The 21,702-nt window shown below is 71.7% G+C and carries 12 protein-coding genes; 10 read left to right on the top strand and 2 right to left on the bottom strand.

Annotated elements, in window-relative coordinates; all coding sequences use genetic code 11:
* Nucleotides 1–3 precede the first annotated feature (3 nt).
* The 9 genes from FRANCCI3_RS18570 (at nucleotide 4) to FRANCCI3_RS18530 (ending at nucleotide 15,231) form a co-directional block, all read left to right on the top strand.
* The gene (locus FRANCCI3_RS18570; protein ID WP_011438051.1) at nucleotides 4–681 is read left to right on the top strand and encodes a TerD family protein; all 678 of its coding nucleotides are present in this window, start codon (nucleotides 4–6) and stop codon (nucleotides 679–681) included.
* Between the two features lie 231 nt (nucleotides 682–912).
* Nucleotides 913–2,124 (top strand): co-chaperone GrpE, encoded by a 1,212-nt coding sequence (locus FRANCCI3_RS28335; protein WP_035958447.1) that lies wholly within the window; start codon nucleotides 913–915, stop codon nucleotides 2,122–2,124.
* Between the two features lie 40 nt (nucleotides 2,125–2,164).
* The gene (locus FRANCCI3_RS18560; RefSeq protein ID WP_011438049.1) at nucleotides 2,165–3,835 is read left to right on the top strand and encodes an Hsp70 family protein; all 1,671 of its coding nucleotides are present in this window, start codon (nucleotides 2,165–2,167) and stop codon (nucleotides 3,833–3,835) included.
* Nucleotides 3,836–4,242: 407 nt separating this feature from the next.
* Entirely contained in the window at nucleotides 4,243–7,806 is a 3,564-nt protein-coding gene (locus FRANCCI3_RS18555) for a hypothetical protein (RefSeq protein ID WP_011438048.1), read from the top strand.
* A 489-nt stretch (nucleotides 7,807–8,295) separates the two neighbouring features.
* Nucleotides 8,296–10,065 (top strand): glycoside hydrolase family 26 protein, encoded by a 1,770-nt coding sequence (locus FRANCCI3_RS18550; protein WP_108913735.1) that lies wholly within the window; start codon nucleotides 8,296–8,298, stop codon nucleotides 10,063–10,065.
* A gap of 390 nt (nucleotides 10,066–10,455) precedes the next feature.
* On the top strand, nucleotides 10,456–11,664 hold the full coding sequence (locus tag FRANCCI3_RS18545) for an HpcH/HpaI aldolase/citrate lyase family protein (protein ID WP_035912044.1): 1,209 nt from the start codon (nucleotides 10,456–10,458) through the stop codon (nucleotides 11,662–11,664).
* Nucleotides 11,661–13,211 (top strand): phosphoribosyltransferase family protein, encoded by a 1,551-nt coding sequence (locus tag FRANCCI3_RS18540; RefSeq protein WP_011438045.1) that lies wholly within the window; start codon nucleotides 11,661–11,663, stop codon nucleotides 13,209–13,211. Before FRANCCI3_RS18545 ends, FRANCCI3_RS18540 begins: the two co-directional genes overlap by 4 nt.
* Nucleotides 13,212–13,216: 5 nt before the next feature.
* The gene (locus FRANCCI3_RS18535; protein ID WP_035732866.1) at nucleotides 13,217–14,365 is read left to right on the top strand and encodes a cysteine protease StiP family protein; all 1,149 of its coding nucleotides are present in this window, start codon (nucleotides 13,217–13,219) and stop codon (nucleotides 14,363–14,365) included.
* The gene (locus FRANCCI3_RS18530) at nucleotides 14,362–15,231 is read left to right on the top strand and encodes a hypothetical protein (RefSeq protein WP_011438043.1); all 870 of its coding nucleotides are present in this window, start codon (nucleotides 14,362–14,364) and stop codon (nucleotides 15,229–15,231) included. The genes FRANCCI3_RS18535 and FRANCCI3_RS18530 overlap by 4 nt, the downstream gene beginning before the upstream one ends.
* A 27-nt stretch (nucleotides 15,232–15,258) precedes the next feature.
* On the opposite strand, the gene FRANCCI3_RS18525 is transcribed toward FRANCCI3_RS18530, so the two are convergent.
* Nucleotides 15,259–15,534 carry a hypothetical protein gene (locus FRANCCI3_RS18525; protein WP_023841106.1) on the bottom strand — a complete coding sequence of 92 codons (276 nt, stop codon included), beginning with the start codon at nucleotides 15,532–15,534 and terminating at the stop codon, nucleotides 15,259–15,261.
* A 1,066-nt stretch (nucleotides 15,535–16,600) separates the two neighbouring features.
* Between FRANCCI3_RS18525 and glgX the strand changes: the two genes are divergently transcribed.
* The gene (gene glgX / locus FRANCCI3_RS18520) at nucleotides 16,601–19,105 is read left to right on the top strand and encodes a glycogen debranching protein GlgX (RefSeq protein WP_049760987.1); all 2,505 of its coding nucleotides are present in this window, start codon (nucleotides 16,601–16,603) and stop codon (nucleotides 19,103–19,105) included.
* On the opposite strand, the gene glgP is transcribed toward glgX, so the two are convergent.
* On the bottom strand, nucleotides 19,102–21,660 hold the full coding sequence (gene glgP / locus FRANCCI3_RS18515) for an alpha-glucan family phosphorylase (RefSeq protein ID WP_011438040.1): 2,559 nt from the start codon (nucleotides 21,658–21,660) through the stop codon (nucleotides 19,102–19,104). The genes glgX and glgP overlap by 4 nt on opposite strands.
* Nucleotides 21,661–21,702: the final 42 nt, after the last annotated feature.

Here is a 21,702-nt window from a genome sequence, read left to right as displayed (position 1 = left end):
ATCATGGGCATCGACTACAGCAAACGTCCCGCCACACCGGCGGCCGGTTCCGGCCCGGTCTCGCTGAGCAAGGTGACACTGACGAAATCCGCGCCGACCGTCTCGCTGAGCAAGCAGGGTGGTGGCGGGCGGCTGCACGTGAACCTCAACTGGAACCAGCAGCCGGGCGGCGGCCAGCAGAAGGGCGGCTTCCTCAAGCGGGTGCTGGGCGCCGCGGGCGGCGGCATTGATCTCGACCTCGCCGCGTTGTTCGAGCTCTCCGACGGCCGTGCGGGTGTGGTCCAGGCCTTGGGTGATGCGTTCGGCTCCTTCACGGATCCCCCCTTCATCAACCTCGACGCGGACGACCGCACGGGCGCCGCGGTCGGTGGCGAGAACCTGTACGTGAACCTCGCCGCCATCTCCCAGATCCGCCGCATCCTCGTGTTCGCCTTCATCTACGAGGGGGTGGCCTCGTTCGACCAGGCCGACGCGGTGGTCACCCTGACTCCGGCGCAGGGTGCCCCGATCGAGGTCCGGCTGGACGAGCAGGCCGGTGGCGCCCGGATGTGCGCCATCGCCCTGCTGACCAACACCGGCAACGACTTCAAGGTCAGCCGGGAGGTCCGCTACGTCAGCGGTCACCGCGAGCTCGACGAGGCCTACGGCTGGGGCCTGAACTGGACTGCCGGCCGCAAGTGACGCCGGTAGTCCGCGATGAGCCATCCGGTCCCGCCGCCCGTCGGCGAGGAGGATCGATACTCGATGTTCCAGCCACGTCGCGAGCCCTCGCCCGAGCAGGCGCGCGCCGACCGTGCGAGCTGCGACCAGCGGGCCCACCCCGGGCACCGATCTCATCCTGATCGTGACCCGGCTTCCGGGCGAGGCCGGGAGCGGCCCGGACGATACTCCGCCGATGATCGCGGCGGGCCGGTGACCGGCGCCGATCCGGGCCAGGCCGACCCGGCGTACGCCGGTCCTTCGCGGGCGGCCGGCTGGGAACAGGGCCGGAGAGGGCAGGTTCCGGTGGACGCCCATCCGCCGAGAGAGGACCGGTTCCCGGGACGGAACGCCCCGGCATGGTCCCCCTCGCAGCCAAGCCACGGCGGGTCGAGTGGCTACGGGGACCATGCCGGATCGGGGTATGGGGCGCGGGAGGAGCACCGCTCCGTCGCGGGCTCTCGGGGCGCGCCCGCGTACGAGGCGACCGATCCGCGCGAGGCCGATGACCTGCCGGAGGCTGAGTGGCGCGAGACCGGTCCCGAGGCCGGGGACCGCGGGGCGGGTGGCCCTGAGGACATCCGGCCTGATGAGGTCCGGCCTGATGAGGTCCGGCCTGATGAGGTCCGGCCTGATGAGGTCCGGCCTGATGAGGTCTGGCCTGATGAGGTCCGGCCCGACGAGGTCCGGCCCGACGAGGTCCGGCCCGACGAGGTCCGGCCCGACGAGGTCCGGCCCGACGAGCCGGAGTCGGCCGTGGCATCCGAGCGCGCCGAGCACGCCGGACCGGCGACGCCGACACGGTCTCCGACGGGCCCGGATCAACGGGATGCGGAGCGCGGCCCGGTCGACCATGGCGGCACCGCGGCTCAGGATGATCAGGTTCCTCAGGACGGTTCGGCGGATCAGGACTGCCCCGTGGACCGTCCGGGCCCTGACGGCGGCGGGACGGATCTGGTGGGTTCGATCGGTGCTGTCCAGGCGGTGGCGCTGGAACGCCTCGCGAGCCGCGTTGACGAGCTGGCCCGGCTACGGCGTCACGATACCCAACTCGTGGACCGATTGCATGCCGAGAATGCCCGGCTACGTAGTGGTGAGCTTACCGAAGCCATGGCCCCCCTTCTGCGGGGGTTGATTCGACTTCATGATCAAATGGGTAGCCTGGGGGCCGACGATCCGCAGAGTGTCGCCGGCATCCTGCGTAAGCAGCTGCTCCAGGTGCTCGATGTCGCTGTGGACGTCCGCCCGTACACGGCGGTGCCGGGCGGGACCTTCGACCCGGCGCGGCACCTGGGGGTGCGTCGGGTGCCGACGGACGACCCGGGACGGGACGGGACGATCGCTCGTACCGTTCGTCCGGGTTTCGTCCGCGGCGAGACCACGGTCGTCCGACCGGCGGAGACCGAGGTCTACCGATCGCGCTGAGCCGCGGAGGTACGAGGCTTGTGAAGGGAAGAATTAGACGGTGGCAGGCACCAAGGTGTTCGGGATCGACCTGGGCACGACCTACTCCTGCATTGCCCAGGTCGACGAGTACGGCCGACCGGAAGTGATCCGCAACATCGAGTCCCAGCCGACGACGCCTTCGGTCGTCCTGTTCGACACTGGGGCGGAGGGCCCAACCTCTTTCGTGGTGGGAACCCAGGCCAAGCGCCAGGCTCGCATCCGTCCCGACGATGTCGCCCGGCTGGTCAAGCGGCACATGGGCGCGTCGGACTGGCGGTTCGTGGCGCATGACGAGGAGTACAGCGCCGCCGCGGTGTCGAGCCTGGTGCTCAAGGCGCTCGCTGCGGACGCCGAACGCGCGACCAGTGTCCCGGTCACCGATGTAGTGATCACCGTGCCCGCGTACTTCGGTGACGAGGAGCGCAAGGCGACGAAGCTGGCCGGCGAGCTCGCCGGCCTCAACGTGGTCGACATCATCAACGAGCCGACCGCCGCCGCCTTCGCCTACGGATTCGGCCAGGACGGGGCCGAGGAGTCGACCGTGCTGGTCTACGACCTCGGCGGTGGCACATTCGACACCACGGTCATCAGGCTGAGCGAGGGCGCGATCACCGTGGTCGCCACGGATGGCGACCACGAGCTGGGCGGTGCGGACTGGGACAACGAACTCGTCCGCTACCTGGCGCAGAAGTTCACCGAGGCGCAGCCCGACGCGGGCGACCCGCTCGACGACGTCTACGACGAGCAGGAGCTGCTGGCCGCGGCCGAGGACGCGAAGCTGGCGTTGTCCGGCCGGGACAGCGTCGACGTGCTGGTCGTGCACAACGGCAGGCGCACAAGCGTGCCGGTGACCCGGACCGTCTTCGAGGAGATCACCGGCCCGCTGCTGCGGCGCACCATCGACCTGACCGGCTCGGTGCTGGCGCGAGCCCGGGAGAAGGGTGTCGAGAAGATCGACTTGTGCCTGCTGGTGGGGGGCATGAGCAAGACACCGGCGGTGGCCCGCCGGCTGCAGGAGTCCTTCGGGCTCACCTCTCGGCTTGCCGATCCCGATCTCGCCGTCGCCAAGGGCGCCGCGGTGTACGGGCAGAAGAAGGCACTGGAGCGCGAGGTCCACGCGGACCTGGTCGCCAGCGGGCATCTACGTCCCGACCAGGAACTCGCCGCAGCCGACGCCGTGGACGTGGAGAAGGCGGCCGCAGCCAGCGCCGAGGAGGCGGGACTCTCGACCGCCTCCGTGGTCGATCTCGTCCGCACGAAAGTGACGAACGTCACGTCACGTGGCTTCGGGATCTTCGCCGAGGACCGGGGCACACCGGTCGCGGCCTTCCTCGCCCACCAGAACGACCCGCTGCCTATCGCCGTCACCCGGACCTTCTACACCGTCGTCGACGATCAGGCCGAGGTGGACATCCGGGTCTTCGAGCAGGGCACCACCGCCGAGTCCACGGCGATCGACGACAACAAGGTGATCGTCGCCGGCTCCATCAGCGGGATTCCGCCTGGCCACCCGTTGGGCACCCCCGTTGAGGTGACCTTCACGATGGGCGGGGACCAGACGATCCAGGTCACCGCCTCGCACGAGGGCGCGGCCACCCCCTTGGTGCTCGAGGTGCGCGCCGGGGTCGGCTCGGAGGAGATGCGGGCCGTCGAGTCGGCGAAGGTCAGCCTGCTCAAGCAGCGGGACTGAGACCCCGCGGCGGATCGGACCCCGCGGCGGATCGGACCCCGCGGCGGATCGGACCTCGCCGTGGATCGATGCCGGTGCCGGGCCATTCGGCCTCCCCCACGAGTGTTCCCGCACGAGTGTTCCGGCCCGCGGCGGCCGACGCCGGAGTGGATAGGGTTCAGCCTGACCAGGCACCGCGTCCGGTGGAGCACCCTCCAGGCCTCGCGGGGACGTGGGTGCGCGCAGTGCGTGCGGGCGGCGCCAACCTGGCGTCCGCGGCCCGCGCCGAGGCGCGGCTTCGTACTCTCAGGTGTGGAGTGGTCGACGGCCGCTCCACGATCGGCGCCTGACGACGGGCCGCCGGCCGGTTCCCGGCGGGCATGGCGGGCACGGTGGGCACGGTGGGCACGTGGGACGAAGGTGGATCGGTGAGCGCGGCGTTCGACGGCAGCGGCTATCGCCAGCGGGTGCTGGCGCCGCTGCGGGCCCGCGCCTCCCTGGACACCGCCGACCCGTTCCTCCTCGCGGGTCTCGATCCGACGGTGGCGTACACCGACTCCGACGTCGGGGCGCACCTGGTGCGGGTGCTCGCCTTCCTGCAGCGGGAACGCAACTCGGCGAAGTACGCGACCCTCGCCGCCGAGCTTGTCCGTCGGCGGGCGGAATGGGAGGAGCCGCTGCGGGACGCGGACTCCCGGGAACGGGTCCGCGCCCGGGTGCTGGCAGCCCGGCGTAGCGGTGACGCCGAGCGTCTCGCCAAGGTCGACGGCTATCTCGCCACCGTCCGGGAGCGTTTCGGCGGCATCCCGGCATCCCGGGTGGACGGCCTGCGCCGCCTCGCCGTCGCCGCGGGGGTGACGGTCGAGGAGTTCGACGCCCGCCTGAGCCGGGAGCAGATCATCATCGACGCCGTCGGCGGGGGCGTCGAACCGCTGCCGGCCGAGGTCCGCCGGCAGATCTCCGAACGGCTCGGCGAGCTGCGCGCCCTGCGCGGCGGGGACCGGGTCTCGACGGCGTCGCTGTGGGCCTTCCTGGGGCTGGCCCCGGACGCCTCACCGGAGCGGCTGCGGGCCGCGTACGCCGCGATGGTGGCGGGCAACCACCACCGTCCCCATGACCGGGAGAAGACGGTCACCGCGGACCTGCTCGCCCTCGTCTCCGCCCGGTTGATCGAGGGCGACCCCGCCGCGTACACCGTTGGGCTGATGGCGGACGCCGTGGACGAGCTGCGGCCCGCGGTCGAGGAACACGTCGTGCTCGACGGCGAGCTCACCGCGGTCGCCTTCGAGGGTCTCGTCCGGGCGGCGCTCGCGACCGGGCGCGGACTGACCGCGGCTCAGGCGAAGTCCGTCGTCCTGGAGGCGGCTCGGGAGCTCGGCGCCGCGGTGAACGTCGGCGGGGTCGTCGACTACGTGGTATGCCCGGGATGCGGCCGGCCGGAGGCGGCCGGGTCCGTGCGGCACTGCCGGTACTGCGACACCGACCTCTACACCACCTGCCCGTCCTGCGGATCGATGACCGAGGCGGCGGCGGTCGTCTGCCGGCACTGCGGGCACAGCCTGCGCCAGGCCAGGGAGGCGGCCGATGCGCTCGTCGCGGTGCGTCGCGCCCTGGAGGGCGGTCATCCCCGCCAGGCCGGCGAGATCCTCACGACCGCCCATCCGGTGCTGGCCGCCGTCGGTGGACCGGTCGCCGGGACGGCGGAGGAACTGGGAGCCCGGGTCTCCGCCGCGCTGGGCGCCGCGGACGCCGGTTGGCGGGCACTCACCGAGGCCCGCGCGGCGTGCCGGGCGGATGCGGCGCTTGCCGATGCCCGGTGGCTCGCGGCACAGGCCGCCGACGTCCCCGGCCCCGACGGCCGGAAACCGGCCGAGGTGCTGGCCGAGCTCATTGCCGCCCAGGCGGTGATCCGCCGGCGGGTCGAGGCGGCGCGCGCGCTACCACCCGAGGACCAGGAGGCCGCCCTCGCCGCGGTCCTCGCGACGGCGGCGGACAACCGGGAGGCGCTCGCGGCGATGGCGGCTCTGCCGCTCTCCCCGCCGTCCGACCTGACCGCGGTGCCGGGCCCCGACGGTTCGGTGCAGCTGTGGTGGCGCGCTTCGCCCTCGGTCGGGGGCCCGGTCTCCTACCGGGTGGAACGCGTCGTGCCCGTGGAAGCTGGCGACGGCCAGGGGGTGGCCCCGGGGCGGAGCAGCCTCGGTACCACCCGCTCGACGGAGCTGTGCGATGCCGGCGCTCCCGCCTGGACTCCGGTGCGATACGAGGTGACTGCCCTCTGCGGTGAGCGCCGTTCCACGCCGGTGGAGACCGCCCCGCTCGTCTTCACCCGGGACATCACCGACCTGCGGGCCGAGCGCACCGCCGCCGGGATCCGCCTGGACTGGAGCCTCGGCGGGGCGCTGGCCGCCGTGACAGTGGAGCGGACGGTGGCACCGCCCGCCGCGGTCAGCCAGCCGCCCCGGCGGGCGCGGGGCACCGGCGGCCTCTTCCACGACACCGATGTCGTCGTCGGCGTGACCTATCGTTACCACGTCTTCGTCGAGTACCAGGACGCGCGGGGACACCCGGCCCGGACCCCCGGAGCCGAGGTGACGCTGGAGGTGGCCGCCCGCCCGCGGCCCGTCCATGACCTCACGGCGGCCACCGCCGCCGGGCGGACCACGTTGCGCTGGACGCCGCCGCCCGGCTGGGAGGTGCGGATCTACGCGACCCCGGTGCCGCAGCCGCCGGCCGTCCCCGCCGCCATCACCCACGTGACCAGCACCGCTCACGCGACCAGCACCGGCCCGTGGCCCTACCCGGGGTCGGGGCCCCTGCCGATGATCGGCATCGGGCCGGAAGGCTGCGACGTGTCGCTCGCCGCCATCCCCGATTCGTCACGTCTTGTGGGGCTGAGCCGTTCCGGGCAGGTCAGCGAGGTGGCACAGGTCGGCGAGGTCATCTACACGCCGCTGACGGTCCATGGCGGGACGGCCGTCGTCGGCCGGGCCGTGTGTCACCTCGCCATCGAACCCGTGCGGGATCTGCGCGCCGACGATCGAGGCGACTCGATCGTGCTGTCCTTCCAGCTGCCACCGGGGGTCACCGAGGCGCGGGTGCTGTGGCGCCGTGACCAACCGCCGACCGGACCGGATGATCCCTACGCCGCGAGCGCCAAGGTCACCAATACCAGTCTGGAGATCAAGGGCGGCTGGCATCTCGCCGCGCCGCGGGACGGGTGGGCTTACCACGTGGCCTGCTACCCGGTGTACCGGTCGGGGGGCGTGGCCCGGGTGGTCGCGGCCGGCGTCTCGGTGCTGGCGCGCCCCGCGACGCGTCCTGATCCACCCCCGATGCCGGCGGCGTCCGGGAGCAGCCCGGGAGGCTCGGCTGGCGTGGTCTCGGCTGGCGTGGTCTCGGCTGGCGTGGTCTCGGGCCGGCCGGTGGTTGGTACCGTCGCCGACCCGATCACGATGCAGCCGCCGGGTGGGCCGACCCAGCCCCGCACCGGGGGCTATCCGTTGCCTGCGGCGACGGGTGCTGTGCCGTTGCCCGCGGCGACGGGCACCTACCCGCAGCCCCTGGCCACCGGCCCCCTCCGCCCGGTGCCGGAGCACGCGTCGGAGGCGCAGACGAACCCGCCGTCGGGCCCGACGGCGGGTTCGTCCACCGGCCCCACGCCGCCGCAGGCTCCGGCCGTCCAGCCGACCGTCACCTACACCGTGAGCAGGTCCGGCTGGCGGCGGCGCACCCTACGGGTACAGGTGCACACCACCGGTCCGGCCGGAGATCTGATTCTGTTCGCGCGGCCGGGAACCGTACCGCCGCGGGCTGCCGCGGAGGCCCACGAGCTGTCTCGGCTCGCCGCTGTGGACCAGGCCGGCACCCGGACCATCGACGTCACCCTGGACGGCGCCCAGCTGCCCTGGGGAGTCCGGCTGTTGCCTGCGCTGGTGCACCCGACTGGATGGACCATCACCCAACCACCGGACGACGCACTGGTCATTCGATGATCCGGAGCGATCCCAGGTGGATGTGCTCTCCGTGGTCCGCTTCGGCTCATTTCTTCTTGTTCTTCCGTTGATTTATGGCGGTTACCTCGGGTTTTGTGGCACCAGATCTACAACATATGCGCTACTACGGAAAGTATTCATGAGGGTGCTGTTCCTTGGCTGGGATGCGCCGTTTACGATTGGCCTCATCACTCCTAGTCCCAGTACCGCCCAGGTGTGTATCGGTTACCTGGGTGGAGCACCTGTCGAATCGTTCCGGCTGCGAGGTCGGAGACGGTTGGGTTCACGGACGGGCACCTGACGGTGCCCGGTCGACTCGCCTGGTGAGGCACGGGTCGAGTCCGGTGGAGCGCTGAGCGGTTGCCGTGCGAGCGGTCCGCTCGGAGGGGACGCCCCATCGTGGGTCGTGGTCCGGCCATGCTCCGCCGTCGCGCGCCGGGTGATCCGACGGGAGCATGTCACGCCAACACCGAAAGGCAGCGCGCGAGCATGGCCTCGATCATCCGCGGCCGACCCGCCCCTCCGGTCGGCCAGCCGATTCCCTCAGCCCATCGACGACCCCGCAGCGGCCGGATCCACACCCAGCGCCGGGTCCGGACCGGAGCCCGGATCGGCCTGATAGCCGTGTTCGTGGTGGGTCTCCTCCAGGCGGTCACCCCGCTGGCCCGCGCCGCGGGAAAGTCACCGTCGCCGACTCCGGCCGTGTCGCCATCCGCGACGAGCGGATCCAGCCGGGCGGGGGGCGACGCGGGCAGTGGCCGCGCGCAGGGCGTTCCACTCACCACGCTGAGCCCGCAGGCGCGCAGCCGGATCACCCTCGTCCTTTTCGACCAGGACATCGTGCTCGTCGGTGGCCGCAGTTTTACCGCGGGTGATGATGTCACCGTCGTGGCGGAGACGGCCAAGCTGGGCGGCAGCGCGCTCACCCGGGCGGACGCCGACGGCCGTTTCATCCTCGGCTTCCGGGTGCCGGCGGACTTCGCGGGAACCGTCAACGTCAAGGCCACCCAGGGCACGGCCACGGCGACCGACGCTCTTGATGTGACCGGACCGGAGGCGGCCGCCCGGGCGTTCCAGGCCGCTCCGGCTCTTCCCGATGAACCGGTGGTGAAGACGGCGCCCTCGACATCGCCGTCTCCCAGGCAGCAGGACACGTCCGCGGGCACCTCGCCGAGCCCGGCCGTCTCGCCCGCGCCGTCCCCGTCCGCCGCCGGTTCGGCGTCCGCGTCGCCGTCCCCCGCGCCGTCCGCGAGCGCCAGCTCGACCGCCCTCACCAGGAGAACCGCAACGCCGACCGCAACGCCGACCGCGACCCCGTCCGGGTCGAGACCGACCCCCGGTACGGGATCGACGGGCACCGGCGCCGGTGGGACGAGGTCGGGCCTGCCGTGGCTGTCGGGGTTCCAGTCGCATCAGCTCGCGCAGCTCGTCGAGTTCGGTGACTGGCGCGGCCGGCCGAACGACATCGTCCACGTCTACACGAGCCGCGACCAGGGTTGGGGCGGGCTGGTGGAGCCGGCCTGGCCGGTGGATCTCTTCAAGGGTTTCCAGGGCAAGCTGCTGATCAGCCAGCCGACATTCCCCAAGGGCCAGGGCGACAACGCCGCCTGTGCCCGAGGCGAGTACGACTCCGAATGGAAGAAGCTCGGCAGCTTCCTCGTGGCGCACGGCCGGGCGGACTCCATCATCCGGATCGGCTGGGAGTTCAACGGAACGTTCATGTACTGGCATACGGACGCCGACCCGACGGTGTTCCGGGACTGTTTCCGGAAAATCGCGACCGCCATCCGGTCCACCGACTCCGAAGTCAAGATCGACTGGACCTTCAACGCGCACGCCTCCCCGGTACCCAGCGGCAACAGTCCCTGGGGCGCCTACCCCGGCGACGAGTACGTGGACTATGTCGGCATCGACGCCTACGACCACTTCCCCCCGTCGAAGGACGAGGCGACGTGGAACAAGCAGTGCGAGGACGTCAACGGCCTGTGCTACGTGATCAGGTTCGCCCGGGAACACGGGAAGAAGGTCGGCGTCGGGGAATGGGGGGTGGCCTCCTGCAGCGGTGACGGCGGTGGCGACAATCCCTTCTACATCCAGAAGATGTTCGACACCTTCAAGGCGGCCAGCGACGTGATGGGATACGACGCCTACTTCAGCGACCCCACTCCCGGAAACGTCTGCTCGACCATCACGAACGGCGGTCAGAACCCGAAGGCGGCCGCCATGTACAAGAAGCTCTTCGGATCCGGCGCCAGTTAGTCGCATTAGTGGGGGTCGATCGAGGGTCGGCCGGGAGTGGTGGGCCGCGGGCGACACAGCCTTCCGCGGCCCACCACCCGTTCCCGGGTCATCCGTTCCCGGACCACCCGTTCCCGATCAGGCCGGCGGGCGCCGCCCGCTGCCGCCCGCTGCCGGCTGGTGGCTGGCCGCTCGCGGACGCTGCGCCGCAGATCGGCGCCCCGTAGATGGCGCCGAGATGGCCGCCGTGTGTCGGCTGGCTGTCAGTTCCCGCGGGCTGTCGTCGGATGCCTTTCGCCAGGTACCGTCACCGAGAGGCAACGTTTCACGATCTTGCCGGCTTCGGTCGGCGCGCACCGTTTCGGGATGCTCGTCGAACGACGCCCCTGCCTTCGACGAGGAGAACGCTGCTTGCGCCACTTCGCCTTTCTAGGCCCCGAGACGGTTGACGCGCTGTTCCTCCGGCCGCCGGAGGACATCACCGTGAATGATGATCGTCATCTGCTGGCCACCGCGCTCGGCGCGACCCTCTACGCCCCGGGGACGCGCCCCCGGTTGGCATCGGACGTGTGCAGACAGACCGCGGCGGGGGTGACCTCGATGGTTCTCTGTCTGGAGGACTCCATCGCCGACACCGAGGTGGCCGCAGCCGAGGCCAACGTCGTCGCCGCGTTGCGCGCGCTCGCGGCGGAGCCCCCCTGGGCCGCGGGCGCGATGCCGCTGCTGTTCGTCCGGGTCCGCGCGGTCGGGCAGATCCCGGATCTTGTCGACCGGCTCGGGCCGGCCGGAGTCGGGTGTCTCGCCGGGTTCGTGCTGCCCAAGTTCGCCGAGGAGGGTGGCGAGGCGGCGATGGAGGCGGTGCTGCGGGCCTCCGAGACGGTTGGTCGTCCGCTGTGGACTATGCCGGTGCTGGAGAGCCCGCAGATCATCAACCGGGAGACCCGGGTGGAGGCGTTGTCGGCGGTCCGGCGGCTGGTCGACAAGCACGCCGACCAGGTGCTGGCGATCCGGCTCGGTGCGACGGACCTGTGCGGGCTGTTCGGGCTGCGCCGTGACCGCGACCTGACGATCTACGACATCGCCGTCGTCCGGGACTGCATCGCCGACATCGTGAACATCTGCGCGCGGGGCGGTGACCACGTCGTGACCGGACCGGTGTGGGAGTACTTCGCCCAGCCGGAACGGCTCTTCGTCAGCTCGCTGCGGGTGACCCCGTTCGCGCAGGCGGACCGCGTCGACGGCGGGGAGGAAGCGATCCGGATGCGCAGCGAACTGGTCTCCGCGGACCTCGACCGGCTGATCCGGGAGGTTGTTCTGGACAAGGCCAACGGCCTGATCGGCAAGACGGTGATCCACCCCAGCCACGTGCCCGCCGTGCACGCGCTGCACGTCGTCACCCAGGAGGAGTACACCGATGCCGAGACCGTCCTTGACGGGGATGCCGGCGGGGTACGGCCGAGCAGCTACGCGAACAAGATGAACGAGCTGCGTCCGCACCGGGCCTGGGCCGAGGTGGTGATCCGCCGGGCGCGCGCGTTCGGTGTCCTGCGCGAGGGCGACACCTTCGTCGAGGTGCTGGCGGCGACGCACGGTCGTTTCGACCAGTGGAATGCCCGATGACGGCGACGGCGGGGACGGACGCCCCCACCGGCGCGCCCATCCCTCACCCGCCCGCGCCCGCGCCCGCCCGCGGCCCAGCGGCCGCCCCCGCGGGGATGTGGCTGTGGACCGAGCTGGGCCTTGATGTCCAGGTCACCGCGGACGTGGCGGGCCAGGGGTTGCACGCCCTGGTGGGACTCGCCCTGCGCCGCAACCCACGCCGGGCGCACCTGTTGGTCAGCCGGGTGCTCGGCAAGCATCTGCCGGTGGCACCGGCCGAGGCGCTCGCGGCCGGGGCCGGGGTTGCCGCGCTGGTCCGGGCACTGCCCGGCTTCGAGGAGGCCGGAAAGCGGGTTGCGGACCCGCGGGTTGCGGACCCGCCGGTGCAGGGTTCGTCGGCCGAGCAGCCCGGGGGCCCGCGGACCGGCCCGATCGTGATCGGTTACTGCGAGACCGCGACGGCCTTGGGGCACGCGGTCGCCGACGGTCTCCCGGCGAGCCACTACCTGCACACCACCCGGCGGCCGCTGCCCGGTGTCACGCCGATCCTCGAGTTCGTGGAGTCCCATTCCCACGCGACCCACCACTGGCTGATGCCCGAGGACCGCGAGATCCTGCGGTGCGGCGCGCCGATCGTGCTCGTCGACGACGAGCTGTCGACCGGGCGTACCGCCCTCGGCACGATCCGGATCCTGCAGGCCCACGCCCCGCGCGAGCACTACGTGGTTGCCACGCTGCTCGACGCCCGTCCGCCCGCGGCCCGGGCCGCGTTCGCCGATCTCGCCGACGAGCTCGGGGTCCGGCTGGATGTCGTCGCCCCGCTCACGGCCACCGTCACCGTGCCGGCCGAGATCGCGGACCGGGCCGCGCGGATCCGCGCCCGGTTCGCCGGGGGCGCGGGCGGTCGGGACGCGGCGCGGGCGACGGGGGCGCTGGTGGCCCACCCGGTCCGCCGGCTGGTGGCCGACTGGCCGTCCGACCTGCCTGACGGTGGCCGTCATCGCTGGTCGCCGACCGACCGCCACCGCCTCGACGAGGTCGTGCCGCCGGTCGCCGCGACGGTACTGGCCGCGCTGACCCGGCCCGCGGGTCGCACGCTCGTGCTCGGGACGGAGGAACTGATGTACACGCCGATGCGGATAGCGGACGCGCTGGCCCGGACGAGTCCGGGTGAGATCCGCTACCAGTCCACGACGCGTTCGCCGGTCCACCCCGTCGACGTCGACGGCTACGCCATCCGCGCCGCCCTCACCTTTCCCGCGCCGGACGACCCGGGCCGGGCCAGCCACGTCTACAACGTCCGGCCCGGGATGTACGACGACATCGTGGTGGTCGTCGACTCTGTCCGGGTCGTCGACTCTGTCCCGGACGTCGCCCCGGGGGCGGACCGGAGCTCTCCCCGTGCGGATACCGGCCTCCACGGCATGCTTACTCAGCTACGCCGATGCGCTCCGGTCACGGTGCTGACACTGCCCTCCTACCAGCCCTCCTACCGGCCGTCCCCTCGACCGACCGGTGCGCCGCCCGCCGCCGGACCGCTCACCGGTGCGCCCGGGGATGCCCGGTGAGCGGGATCGGCGCGGTGGATCCCGCGCTCACCGGCACCGTCGGCTCGGGTTCATACGATCCGGCGGACGTGACCTTCCTGCTGACCGACCTCAGCGCGGTCGCCCTGGAGCGGCCCACCGAGGACCGTGAGGAGGCCATGCAGGCCGGCCGGCACTACTCCGAGGACCTGCCGGTCGAGTACCAACCCGACGCCGGTTACCTGGAGCTCTACCACCGGGCGCTGGACCGGTCGGCCCGCCGGGTCGCGCTCGCCACCGGCCTCGTGGCGGAGCTCGTACGGGTCACCAAGCCCGAGCCGGTCCTGGCCTCGATCGCCCGGGCCGGTACCCCGGTGGGGATCCTGATGCGGCGCTGGTACGGCTGGCGCCACGGGCTCGACACCCCGCACTACGCGATCTCGGTGATCAAGGATCGCGGCGTGGACCTGAACGCGATCCGCTACCTCACCTCCCGGCACGACCGGAAGGTGATCCAGTTCGTCGACGGCTGGACCGGCAAGGGGGTGATGACCCGGGTGCTGACCGACGCGGTGGCCCGGCTCGGGCTGGACGACACCCTCGCCGTGCTGGCCGACCCGGCTCGGTGCGTGCCGCTCTACGGGACCCGCGACGACTTCCTCATCCCGAGCGCCTGCTTGAACTCGACGGTGAGCGGGCTGGTCAGCCGGACCGTCCTCAACGCCGAGCACATCGGTCCTGATGACTTCCACGGTGCGAAGTACTACGCCGAACTCGCGGCGCACGATCTGTCCCGGCACTTCGTCGAGACGGTGGCGGCCCACTTCCCCGAGGTGGCCGACGAGGTCGCCGAGACCTGGCCGCGGCTGTGGGCCGCCGACCGCAGTCCGACCTGGGCGGGCTGGGCGGCGGTGGAGCGCATCGCGGCCGCGTTCGACATCCCCGACGTGGTCATGGTGAAGCCGGGGGTGGGGGAGACGACCCGGGTCCTGCTGCGCCGGGTGCCCTGGCGCATCCTCGTCGCCCCCGACCGGCTCGACGAGCTGACGCACGTGCTGGCCCTGGCCGCCGACCGCGACGTCGAGGTCCAGGAGCTGGCGGACCTGCCATTCTCCTGTGTGGGGCTGGTCCGCCCGGTCGGCGCGGCACCGGTCTTCCACACCCCGAACGCGCGCTGGCGCCCGGACGTCCTGTGACGGCCGACTCGTCCCCCGTGACGGCCGGTCCGTCCGCCGCGTCCGGGCCGCGTCATCTGCTGGCCTGCGACCTGGACAAGACGCTGATCTTTTCCCGGCACTCGCTGCTGCTGGCCGACGACCGGCCCGCACCGGAGCTCGTCGAGGTCGAACGCCTCGACGGAGCGCCGATCTCGTTCGCGACGGCGCGGTCGCTGGCCCTGCTCGCCGAGTTGCACGACCTCGCCGTCCTCGTCCCGGTCACCACCCGCACCCTCGCCCAGTACGCGCGGGTCGAGCTCGGGGTCCGGCCGCGCTACGCGATCGCGGCCAACGGCGGGCACCTGCTGGTCGACGGGGTTCCCGATCCGGCCTGGGCGGCGGACGTGGCTGCCGAGGCCGCCGCCGCCTGCGCCCCCCTGGCGGAGATGGTGGCGCTCGCCGAGCGGTCCGCCGCCGGCGGCTGGGCCCGGCTCGTGCGGGTCGCCGACGGGTTGTTCGTCTACCTCGTCGCCCACGACCGCGCTGGCATTCCCGACCTGACCGGGGAGGCCGAGACGGCGCGGGCCGCGGGCTGGGCGATGTCGGTGCAGGGGCGGAAGGTGTACTTCGTCCCATCGGTCCTGACCAAGCAGCGCGCGGTGGTCGAGGTCGCCCGCCGTGCCGGTACCGCCCGGCTGCTGGCCGCGGGGGACTCTGTGCTCGACGTCCCGATGCTCGCGGCGGCCGACCACGCCATCCGTCCGGCCCACGGTGAGCTGCACGAGCTGGGCTGGTCGGGCCCGAATGTCACCGTCACCGCCGCGGCCGGGGTGCTCGCGGGCGAACAGGTGCTGGCGGCGTTCGTCGCGCGGGTCCGGGCCGAGATCGCCGCCGGGAGTCGCTGAACCTCCTCGCGCGACTTCCGGGCCCGGTCAGACCGGGCCTTGGCGGCGCTCCTCCGGCGTGCCCGGCGGCGGCAGCGGATCGGAACCGGGGCCCATCCCAGGCGTCCAGACGTCCCGGTAGTGGGGGCAGCGGTCAGGGACCGCCTGGAGGTTGAGATTCGGGAGGCCGTCCCGGTCCCGATTGCCCTTCCGGGCGTTCGCGCGGGCCTGTGCCTGGGCGCGCCGGCACTTCGGACACTCCAGAATGATCACGTCTGGCCCCTCGGGGGTGTTGTCCTGGGCTGACGGCTCATCACGGCTCATCACTCACCTTTTCTGCTTCCCGGTGCCGTCGCAGCTGGTGCACTTGTCCTTACCTTGACCGTCGAACATGCCGTCCGCGTCGAGTTCAGCGGTCGGGCGGCCGGCCCGCCCGGAGCCGCCGCACGTCGGGCAGGTGAGTGGGCCTTGGTTGACCATGTCGTCCGGGTCGGCGGTGTTTTTTGTCCCGCCGCGCTTCGTCCCGGAACGCCCGGTGCTTGATCCGCCGGACGTGTTACCCCGTTTATCCCGGTGCTTAGGTCTTTGCACCACGCCGCCTCCTGTTGCTCTCCGTCTCCCATCGATCCCTACCCGCATCAACGGTAGCGGCGGAACACCCACGTCGGTACCAGGACCGCCGGAACTGTAACCGTGCGTCCGGCGTAGCACACCAGGCTCGGGAAGGTCAGACGGCGGCGTTATCCGCAACGTGCGGGGGTGCGGTGCTGAGAGCTCGGCGCAACTTGACTACCTCGGCAGGCGCGCCCGGCCCGGACGGAAGTGCCACAGATAGCCGACGCACCCTGCCGACGACCGATGCGGATGGCCACGCCGCGTTCGCGTCGAGCGCGGCGAGTCCTCCCGCTGCCGCTGCCGCCGGATCGTCTACTTGGGCGTGCGCCCCCGCGAACAGGGCATTCGCGCGAGCCTGGTGAGAGAGAGTCGGTAGGCCCGACAGGGCTTCGGTGACGCGAGGCTGAACTTCGGAGGAATCGCCAAGTTCAGCCAGGGCCATAGCCGCCCAGATCAGTTCCTCGCTCTCCTCCCAGGCCGCGGCGGCGGGATAGGGCGGCAGGGTTGTCCGGCTCGTTTGCATCACCGTCAGGGCTGACCGGGCTTCACGTCAGGGCTGACCGGGCTTCATCTGCCTGGTTGAGTGCGACGTGGGCCACAGCCTTGTACGCGGCCAGTCGAGGCCGGACGTAGGGGGGGTCCACGCCACCCCTGCGCCCTAGCAGCCGTCCCCGTCCGCGCAGCCGTCCCCCTTCTTTTGACGTCATCCCCGGCCTGTTCCACGGCCACCGTGTTTCCCGTGCTCCGGAGAAGGGGATCGGTTAGCGTCGCCAAGGTGTCCGACACCGTGAAGACCACCGTCTCACCGGACATAGCGGCATCCCCGGGCGTACCGGCGCCGACCGCCTCCGGGCTCGCGCCGGGGTGCGCGGTGCCACTGGGCGTGACCTGGGACGGGTCCGGGGTGAACATCGCCGTCGTCGCCCCCGGGGCCGAGGCGGTCGACTTCTGCCTGTTCGATGCCGACGGCCGCGAGACACGCCATCGACTTCCGGAGCGTGACGGCGGGGTGTGGCACGGCTATCTGGCTGGCGTCCGCCCCGGTCAGCGTTACGGCCTGCGGGCACACGGTCCCTATGACCCGGAGCGGGGCCAGCGGTACAACCCGGCGAAGCTGCTGGTCGACCCCTACACCCGATCGGTAGCCGGGACGCTGCGCACGGACCCGGCGATCTACGGGTTCGGTGGCGGCGACCCCTACGGCTTCGAACCGGACCCGCGGGACTCCGCACCTTTCGTGCCCCGCTGCGTCGTGACCGGGCCCGGGCGGGCGCAGCGGGGCTCCGCCGGGACCAGGGAGTCCGGATTCGGGGACCCCGGGATCGGGGACCCCGGATCCGGGAGTGGCGGTTTGACGGGTCACGGCGTACACCCGGCGGACAACCGGCCCACCATCCCCTGGTCGGACACGATCATCTACGAGGCGCACGTACGCGGGCTCACGAAACGTCACCCGGACCTGCCGCCACGGTTACGCGGGACATACGCCGGGCTCGGCCACCCGAGCGTCCTGGCGCACCTGCGCCGGCTCGGCGTCACCGCGATCGAACTGCTGCCGGTGCACACCTCGGTCTCCGAACCGGCCCTGCTCGAGCGCGGAAAAATCAACTACTGGGCTTACAACACCCTGGCCTTCTTCGCCCCTCATGCCGGGTACGCGGCCACTGACGATCCGATCGGCGAATTCCAGGCGATGGTCGCAGCCCTGCACGCCGTCGGCATTGAGGTGATACTCGACGTCGTCTACAACCACAGCGCCGAGGGCAGCGAGCGGGGCCCGACGCTGTCCCTGCGTGGCCTGGACAACACGACCTATTACCGGGTAGAGCCGATGGATCCCCGGCGCTACCGTGACGTGACCGGCTGCGGCAACACCCTCAACACGTCCTCACCGCACGTCGTGCGGCTGATCTGCGACTCGCTGCGGTACTGGGTGACGGAGATGGGCGTCGACGGGTTCCGGTTCGATCTCGCCACCGCGCTCGCCCGCAATCCCGACGCCTTCGACCCCGCGGCAAGCCTGCTGACCGCCATCCACGCCGACCCGATCCTCGCCACGGTGAAGCTGATCGCCGAGCCGTGGGACGTCGGCTGGGGCGGATACCAGGTGGGGGGGTTCCCGGCACCCTGGGCGGAGTGGAACGGGCGGTTCCGTGACACCGTGCGCGACGTGTGGAACAGGTACACCAGCGGCGTCGCCGATCTGGGCTATCGGGTGTCCGGCTCGTCGGACCTGTTCGAGCACGGCGGCCGACGCCCCTGGGCATCGATCAACTTCGTCACCGCCCACGACGGCTTTCCCCTGGCCGATCTGGTCTCCTACAACGAGAAGCACAACGAGGACAACGGCGAGGGCAACCGGGACGGCGAGGCGGACAACCGCTCGGCGAACCACGGGATGGAGGGTGCGACCGACGACCCGGCGATCCTGGCCATCCGCCGCCGGGTGCGCCGGGGACTGATCACGACGCTGCTGCTGTCCACGGGCGTCCCGATGCTGCTCGCCGGCGACGAGTTCGGTCGCTCGCAGGGCGGCAACAACAACGCCTACTGCCAGGACAACGCGGTGTCCTGGCTCGACTGGCCGACCGACCTCGTGGGACCGGAGGACGTCACCGGACCGGAAGGCGTCACCGGACCGGAAGGCGTCACCGGACCGGAGGACGTCACCGGACCGGAAGGCGTCACCGGACCGGAGGACGTCGCGGAGCCGGACCACGCCTACCCCGACCCGGCCGGCCCCGACCCGGCGCTGTGTCGGCTGGTGGGCGGGTTGGCGGCACTGCGTTCCGCCGAACCCGTGCTGCGCCGCGGGCGGTTCTTCCACGGCGGCCAGTCGGCACCCGGGCGACTCGCGGACATCACCTGGTTCCGTGCGGACGGGGCGGTGATGTCGGTGGCGGACTGGAACGCCCCGCAGGTCGAGACGCTCGTGGCCCATGTCGCCGGCAGCCCCGTCGCCGGCAGCCCCGTCGATGAGGATCCTGCCGGCGGGCGGGGAACGCACGATCTACCGGCCCACGGCGCTGGCCTGGTGTACGTGTTCCACCCGGATCGCGGCGACACCGTCGTCACCCTGCCCGGTGCTCCCTGGGCGGCCCGCCACGACCTGCTGCTCAATACCGCCGACGACGATCTTGCCGGATTCCCGGCGACCGTCGCGGTACCGGGAACCAGCTACGTCGGCGGCGAGTCCCTGACCGTGCTGGGCCACAGCGTGCTCGTCCTACGAGCCCATCCCCCCGGCACGGCGGCTTCCCCGCGGTGTGGGGACCCCTAAGGATTGGTGACCAGGCCCAGTTCGGCGATGCTCGCGGTGAGTGCGTGCCGGGGCAGCACCCGCACCGTGTAACCGAAGGGTCCGGTGCGCCCGAGCGGGATGGTGCCCTCGTAGCGGTAACCGCCCTCCCCTTCGCCAACCGGCTGCAGGAACAGCGTCGAAGGATCCAGGATCCGGTCGGTCTGGTCGATCCGGCCGTAGGAGGCGAGGACGTCGATGTCCCCGAGTGCCAGCTCACCGAGGTCGACCGTGGCCCGCACCACCAGCGACTGGCCCACCTGAGGGGTGTCACCGAGACCAGCGGAGTCGACGTTGAGCACGCGGACCCCGGGCCACGCGGCATGCACCCGGCTCTTCCAGGCGGCCAGGTCCCGGGCTCCGGCGAAGCCGTTGGCGGCGGCGGCCCGGGCCGAGACACCGGCCGGCACGTAGTAGCGCTCGACGTACTCCTGGACCATGCGGCTGGCCAGGACCTGAGGACCGAGGGCCGACAGGGTGTGCTTGACCATCGCGGCCCAGCGCCGCGGGATGCCGTCGCCGGGCTCCGAGTCGTAGAAGCGGGGGGCGACAGTGTTCTCCAACAGGTCGTACAGGGCGGCGGACTCGATGTCGTCGCGCCGGTCGGGGTCCTCGACCCCGTCCGCGGTCGGGATCGCCCAGCCGTTCTGGCCGTCGAACATCTCGTCCCACCAGCCGTCCCGGATGGACAGGTTCAGGCAGCCGTTCAGCGCGGCCTTCATCCCCGACGTGCCGCACGCCTCCAGCGGACGCAGCGGGTTGTTCAGCCAAACGTCCGATCCGGAGTACAGGAAGCGCGCCATCCCGATGTCGTAGTCGGGGAGAAAGACGATGCGCGACCGCACGGCCGGGTCGTCGGAGAACTGGACAATCTGCTGGACGAGTTGCTTGCCGCCGTCGTCGGCGGGGTGCGCCTTGCCGGCGATGACCATCTGGATCGGCCGCTGCGGGTGCAGCAGCAGCCGGCGCAGCCGGTCACGGTCCCGCAGCATGAGGGTCAGCCGCTTGTAGGACGGCACACGCCGGGCGAAACCGATCGTGAGGATGTCCGGGTCGAAAACCGACTCCACCCACTCCAGCTCACCGGGTGCCGCGCCGCGCTCGAGCCAGGAGGCCCGCAGCCGGCGGCGGACCTCGGTGACGAGGCGCTCCCGCAGTTGCCGCCGGGCGGCCCACACGACCTCGTCGGGCAACGTGGAGATCTTCTCGAATCCGGCCGCGTCGTCGGAAAGCAGGCCCGGGTCGGGCTCGCGGTCAGCAAGCTCGATAATGGGCCGGGACACCCAGGTCGGGGCGTGCACCCCGTTGGTCACCGAGCCGATCGGGACCTCGGCGGTGTCGAAGCCGGGCCACAGCCCCGCGAACATCTCCCGGCTGACGATGCCGTGCAGCTTGCTGACGCCGTTCGAACGCTGTGCGAGCCGTAGGCCCATGTGGGCCATGTTGAAGACGTTGGGGTCGGCCTCCACCCCGAGCTGCATGATCCGCTCGACCGGCACGCCGGGCCAGCCGTTGTCCCCGCCGAAATGGCGGGCGACCAGGCTGCGAGGGAACCGGTCGATGCCGGCGGGGACAGGGGTGTGGGTGGTGAACAGTGTGCCGGCGCGGGCGGCCTGGAGCGCCTCGTCGAAGCTGAGCCCGTTCTCGACGAGTTCCCGGATCCGCTCCAGGCCGAGGAAGCCCGCGTGCCCCTCGTTGGTGTGGTACACCTCGGGCTCCGGAGTCCCGGTCACCGCGGCGTAGGCGCGCAGCGCGCGGACACCCCCGATGCCCAGCAGCATCTCCTGGAGCAGCCGGTGGTCGGTTCCGCCGCCGTAGAGCCGGTCGGTCACCCCCCGCTCGGCCGGCTGGTTGTCCTCGACGTCCGAGTCGAGCAGCAGCAGCGGGACCCGTCCGACCTGCGCCTTCCAGATCTGCGCGTGCAGCGTGCGACCCTCGGGCAGCCCGACGGCCACCTTCACCGGCATCCCCGCCGTATCGGTCAGCTGGGTCAGGGGGAGCCCGTGCGGATCGATGCCCGGGTACCGTTCCTGCTGCCAGCCGTCCCGGGACAGCGACTGCACGAAGTACCCGGCCCGGTAGAGCAGGCCGACGCCGATGATCGGCACGCCGAGGTCGCTCGCGGTCTTGAGATGGTCCCCGGCGAGGATGCCGAGGCCGCCGGAGTACTGCGGCAGCACCTCGGTGATACCGAACTCCGGGGAGAAGTAGGCGATCGCCGACGGGGCGCCCTCGGCCTTCCGCTGCTGATACCACAGATCGGCCGTCAGGTACTCCTGGAGGTCGTCCGCGACGTCGGTGAGTCGGCGCACGAACCGGCGGTCGGCGGCCAGCGCGAGCAGCCGGTTATGATCCACCTCGCCGAGCAGGCGGACCGGGTCTCCCTTCGTCGCCCGCCAGAGCTCCGGATCAACAGACTCGAACAGGTCCAGCGTCTCGGGATGCCAGGACCAGCGAAGATTCAGGACTAGTTCCCCCAGTGGAGCAAGCTGCCCGGGGAGCTGCGCACGGACGGTGAACCGTCGGAGGGCTCTCACGAAGACGTGAGCCTAGACAGTGCCGGCGACGTCGACACACCC

Origin of the sequence: Frankia casuarinae, from assembly GCF_000013345.1 — a bacterium.
Lineage (GTDB): Bacteria > Actinomycetota > Actinomycetes > Frankiales > Frankiaceae > Frankia > Frankia casuarinae.
The sequence above is the reverse complement of the archived record's forward strand: the minus strand, read 5'-3'. Positions and strand labels throughout refer to the sequence as shown.